The sequence below is a fragment of the Microcystis sp. M49636_WE2 genome, from assembly GCF_030065375.1.
Lineage (GTDB): Bacteria > Cyanobacteriota > Cyanobacteriia > Cyanobacteriales > Microcystaceae > Microcystis > Microcystis aeruginosa_C.
In genome coordinates this window covers 1-5046 of the sequence record NZ_JASJFG010000378.1, presented here as the reverse complement: position 1 = coordinate 5046, position 5046 = coordinate 1, and the positions used below count along the sequence as shown (strand labels likewise).

5 protein-coding genes are annotated in these 5046 nt (G+C 44.9%); 1 reads left to right on the top strand and 4 read right to left on the bottom strand.

Features of this window, described 5'->3' with window-relative positions:
* Both PX484_RS09120 and PX484_RS09115 read right to left on the bottom strand, forming a co-directional pair.
* Window positions 1-1580: ABC transporter substrate-binding protein (locus PX484_RS09120; RefSeq protein ID WP_288103538.1), on the bottom strand; the 1580-nt coding region annotated here is incomplete at its 3' end.
* Between the two features lie 682 nt (window positions 1581-2262).
* Window positions 2263-2802 carry a pentapeptide repeat-containing protein gene (locus tag PX484_RS09115; protein ID WP_002775354.1) on the bottom strand — a complete coding sequence of 180 codons (540 nt, stop codon included), beginning with the start codon at window positions 2800-2802 and terminating at the stop codon, window positions 2263-2265.
* Window positions 2803-2871: 69 nt separating this feature from the next.
* Here PX484_RS09115 and PX484_RS09110 point away from each other — a divergent pair, with 69 nt between their 5' ends.
* Window positions 2872-3489, top strand: coding sequence for a DedA family protein (locus tag PX484_RS09110; protein ID WP_002799867.1), 618 nt, complete (start codon window positions 2872-2874; stop codon window positions 3487-3489).
* A 412-nt stretch (window positions 3490-3901) separates the two neighbouring features.
* Here the strand turns inward: PX484_RS09110 and PX484_RS09105 are convergent, their stop codons facing one another.
* On the bottom strand, window positions 3902-4708 hold the full coding sequence (locus PX484_RS09105; protein WP_287766486.1) for a TylF/MycF/NovP-related O-methyltransferase: 807 nt from the start codon (window positions 4706-4708) through the stop codon (window positions 3902-3904).
* A gap of 118 nt (window positions 4709-4826) precedes the next feature.
* Window positions 4827-5046 (bottom strand): RNA recognition motif domain-containing protein (locus PX484_RS09100; protein ID WP_288103535.1); only part of this gene is annotated, 220 nt, incomplete at its 5' end.

Below are 5046 nucleotides of genomic sequence, written 5' to 3'. Positions count from 1 at the left end.
TGACTGGGATTGATGATAACTCCCGTGATGCCATTGCGAGCAAAAGCGTATTCCTTGGTTTGCCAAAGGGGAATATAGGGAACTTCATCGGCGAGAATTTCTTGAATTTTGCCAAAAATCTGCTTTCTTTTGGCTGGGTTACTTTCCCGACGGGATTGTGCGATTAATTGATTCATTTCTTGACTATAAAAAAATGAGCCTTGACTTTGCGATCCTCCTTCTTCGCAGCCAGTTTCTGGGGAACCTTTAGCACAATCTAAAAAGGGATAAATATAGTTATCTGCATCCAAAAAATCGGGATACCAATTAGATAGAGCAGTGGTATAAAGTCCCTGGCTAATATTACGGAAAAAGGCCGCTCCTAGGATACTATTGGGTTCAAATTGAATCATATTATCTAAATCCCGTTTTGCTAGGGCTTTCATCACTGCCGCCACGCTGCTGGAAGTGATCGATCCCGAGGAGTGCCAAACTTCTACAATTGCTGGTTTTTCTGGACTATAACCAGCAGTTTTTAGTAATTGTTTAGCTTGCTCTATATTATGGTTGCCATAGCGCTCTTTAAACACCGGTTGTGACTCGGAAAAAGTAGTAGGAATCAGACTAAAAAGAGGGATGCCTTGACCTTGTAAAATGCGATCATTAAGTAAATCTCGATCGACTAGAGAAGCAATTGCTTGTCGCACTAAAATATTATCGGTGGGTTCACTTTTGAGATTGACGCTCATAAAGTTAATTGCTGCCCCAGAAGATTCGATCGCTTGCCATTTTCCCTGGGCTGCTTCTGTGCGTAATTTTCTCACTTGAGGAGGCAGTAAAGATTGATAGGCAATATCCACCGCACCCGTCTGAAAACCGTTAAATAAATTGGCAGGATTAGAGAGATAAATTTGCACATTAACTCCCTTATTTTTGGCTGGTTCTCCCCAATAGCGATCAAATGCTTCTAAACTAAAAGAATCGCTAGTAACCGCTTTTAATTGATAATGTCCTGTGCCGATAAATTCTTCGGGTTTAAATTTACCCTCGCCAATTTGATAAAATTTGGGTGAAACCGCACAGGCTCCGGGATAAGCTAAAAGAGCAGGAAAAGCGGCAAAAGGTCTGGTTAGTTTAATAGTAATTTCGTCTTCTTTTGTAGCGGTAATTTTATCAATTGTATCCCGAAGAAGAAAAGAAGGTTCACCACCATTTTTGATAAATCTTTCTAGGGAAAACTTCATCGCCTCCGCGTTAAAAACCGTGCCATCATGAAAAATAACCCCTCGACGGACTGGGATAGTATAAGTCAAACCATCGGGGCTAATTTGGGGCAATTCCGTGGCGAGGAGAGGCTTTAAATTAGTGGTTCCTTCGGCGTAGGTGTAGAGAGTTTCACCGAGATTATAAATAATAAAAAGTCCTGCTAACTCATAACTATCGGCAGGATCGATCGAGCGTGGTTTTAGGGTTGTCCCGATCATCAGGCGATCGCTATCCCTTGGTGGTAAATTGGAATTAGTGGACTGACAGCCCACGATCAGAAGAAGACAGAGGCAAAATAAACTTAAATAGCGGTAAAGTCGGCGTAAAGGTCTCATCGATGGCGATTAACGGCAGCTAGGTATCAATCAATCCTATCATTTTTGAGCATAATCTTTTCCCCCAGGTTCCCTTAAGTAAGTAGGTTGATTACTTAATTGGTTGGGGAAAATTCTTCAACAGCCGGACTGATTACCCGGACAATTAAATTAAATTTTCCGGTCGAGGATGGCAAAAACTTGATCAATTTGCACAAGAAGAAGACTTAGGGTAGAAAAGGGGTTAAATGGTTCAGAATAGCTGGAGCTATGGAGGCAGATAAACAGGGAAATGGTCAAGATTTTTAAACCTAGAGCAGGTTCCAGCAACTAATTAGAAACTCATCTTCTTGGCTCTTCTAGGTTCTGTGTGATAAGTTTAACTTACTCTATGATCGATCGATCTTTGTGTCCTTTGTGTCTGGAGTGGTTCGCCCCACTCCCTGCCCCAAGACTGTATCTTAGAATACATTTTACCCACCAAACCGGGGAGAGCCTCTTCTTTTATAAACCTCTTGCATAATTAATTTTTTCAGAGTTCAAAAACGGCAAAAATAAGGATTAAATGGCATAAAGTCTATAAATAGACCATTTAACTGATTATTATTCATTCTTAATTCTCCTGACTACTGACTGCTGGCTACTGACTCCCAACCCTAACAACAATTTTTGATTTTTACAAGAGGTCTTATCCATCAGCCATTCAGGTTAATCCTGTCCCTTCTAAACAAGCTCGATCGAAAATTGCCCCCGTGGTTACTGCCGAGGCTAAACTAGCACAAAGAAGATTGGCATCAGTAAAATTTGTTCCGCGTAAAATCGCCCCGAAAAAAATTGCTTCCTCTAAATCGGTTGCCGACAGATCTGCCCCGGACAGATTAGCGCTAGTAAAATCCGCTTGGGTTAAAATCGCCCCGACAAAACTCACTCCCCGGCCATCGACACCGCGAAAATCCGCCCCGGACAAATCTAGATGATTAAAAACCGCCCCGGCTAAAAAAGCCCCGGCCAAACTTGCCCCGGTCACGATCGCATCGAGGAGAATTGCCCCGCGTAAATCGGCATTACGAAAATCTGCTCCCCTTAAATTTGCCCCAGTCAGGTCAGCACCGCGTAAATTTGCGCGTAAATTCGCCCCTGCTAGGTCTGCACCCGCTAAATCAGCCCCTGCCAAATTCATGCCCGCTAAATCTTTTATCTCACCCTGACGAATTGCTAATAAATCAATACTGGGAAAAGTCATGTTCAGCCACGGTTAAATCCTGTAAAAATATCTTAGAATATTCGTAAACCTTTGTTAAGAAAGCGCTCCATGTCCCTAGAGCTATTATCCCTAGAAAATATTGAAGAAATCGCCCACCAATACGGATACTGGGCAGTATTTATCGGCATCACCCTCGAAAATATGGGGATTCCCATCCCGGGAGAAACCATCACCATTGTCGGCGGCTTCCTTGCCGGTAGTGGTGATTTAAACTATTGGTTAGTTTTAGTCAGCGCAATTACAGGAGCAGTTTTAGGCGATAATTTTGGCTATTGGCTCGGTCGCGCTGGGGGTTGGCCGTTTTTGTTAAAAGTTGGCAAATTCTTTCGGATTCCCCCCCAAAAACTAGAATTAGCCAAGGAACAATTTAGTAAAAATGCACCCCGGGCGGTCTTTTTCGGTCGCTTCGTGGCCCTGTTAAGAATCTTTGCAGGTCCCATGGCGGGAATTGCCCGAATGCCCTACGGTCGTTTTTTCCTCTGTAATCTGGGTGGAGCGACGGTGTGGGCGACGATTATGGTGACATTATCTTTCTTTTTAGGCCGTTTGTTCCCCTTGCACCAGTTAGTTAGTTCTATGGCTCGTTTTGGTATCTTGGCTTTAATTATCGTCCTGGCCTGGACAATTCTCCACCCCATCCTTGAGTCACGGAAAACGGCGGTTTAAGGGGATGACGGGGAGCTTGTGCGTTTGTTGCGTCGGAATATCGATTGGTTGTGACAGATTCCCCAACTACCTAGGGTATGCTGAAAAATTCCTAGGCTGGGGTCAGGAGTCGGTCGTCAGTAGCCGGTCGTCGGGAGGGGAAGTCAGAATAACAGAATGACCTCGCACGTCTGCAAGTGGAACCCTTCCCAATCGAAGAGCGAAAGTGCAAGGGTTTTGAGTCCCCATTGCCATTTCTCAACGTTTGTTTCTGGGACTTTTTTAGCCGCAAAAGTCCCAAAACCATTTTATAGCAAGCCTTAAACTGATATTCAGCCAACCCTAAATAGGATTTGGTTCTGTATTTACCCCCGACACATCGGATATTCACAGGCAATTTACGGGTACAGACGAACGGATATCTTTGCGTCTGTTAGCCTTTTTTCGTCAAAACGATGAAATGTCCGTATCGAGTATCCGGGATCATGTACTCGTAGACCTTTTCCCGATCATTTTTATCTTGAATAAATTCATCTACGGCCGTCTTCACGCCCGAAGAAAAGAAACCGTAATCATCGACGATGATAACCGCCCCAGGGGAGGTGAGCGGGTGGAGGAACTCTAATACCTGTTTGATCGGTTCGTACAGATCGAAATCCACATAGGCGAAAGAAACCCTCGCGGGTAAATTTTCCGCTCCCTCGAGGATTCGATCGAAAAATCCTTTGTGAATTACATAGCGATGTTCGGGAAAAGAAATCTTCCGTAATCGCTCTAGAACCATTCCCTCACGGCATCGCATTTTTCCCCTATAGGCTTCCATATTCCCCAAATCGAAAATATCGTGGAGCAAGCGATCTTTTTCCGAGGGGGCGGGCAACCCTTCAAAGGAATCGAATAGATGTAAGGTCTTGTCCGTTCCAGCGATTTCATTGGCGATCAGCGCGGAGGTTTCTCCCTGCGCCACACCGAACTCGCACACATCGCCCTCTACCTCCCGACACCGGGCTAAACCCTGCACGAGATAATAGGCCTCTGACGGAGGTGTGCCGAGCAATGTGGTTAATAGATGCAGACGAAGATCGTTAGGCTCTATTACGGGGTCGGATTCGTTGAGCCTCCCCTCGTAGGCCTGTGCCAGATTGGCGAAATTATCGAACCAGATCGGCAGCTCCGATGTGCGGTGGAGTGGTTCATCCTCGATCGAGGACGAGGTCAGAGCAATGGATTGATCATTCATAGCTGTTACCCATTTAAAATGGGTATTAGGATGTTAGAAAAGAGACGCAGATTTATTAATTATCGATAAGAAAGCGGTTATCAGAAATAACCGCTTCTGGAATTTTCCAAGAATCTGTTTAACGTTCGCGGCGCCCGAAGTTTTTGCGCTCACCGCCGCCACCACCACCGAAATTGTCTTCCTTGGGACGAGCTTTGTTGACTTTCATCTGTCGTCCCATCCATTCGGCCCCGTCAAGAGTTTCGATCGCTTTTGCTTCTTCCTCATCGGAGGACATTTCCACAAAACCAAAACCGCGCATTTTACCCGTTTCCCGATCTACGGGCAAGTAAACGCGA

Bases quoted from the DNA above. Each gene is read 5' to 3' on its own strand.
- PX484_RS09115 (WP_002775354.1), bottom strand. From the start codon at position 2,802: ATGACTTTTCCCAGTATTGATTTATTAGCAATTCGTCAGGGTGAGATA.
- PX484_RS09110 (WP_002799867.1), top strand. From the start codon at position 2,872: ATGTCCCTAGAGCTATTATCCCTAGAAAATATTGAAGAAATCGCCCAC.
- PX484_RS09105 (WP_287766486.1), bottom strand. From the start codon at position 4,708: ATGAATGATCAATCCATTGCTCTGACCTCGTCCTCGATCGAGGATGAA.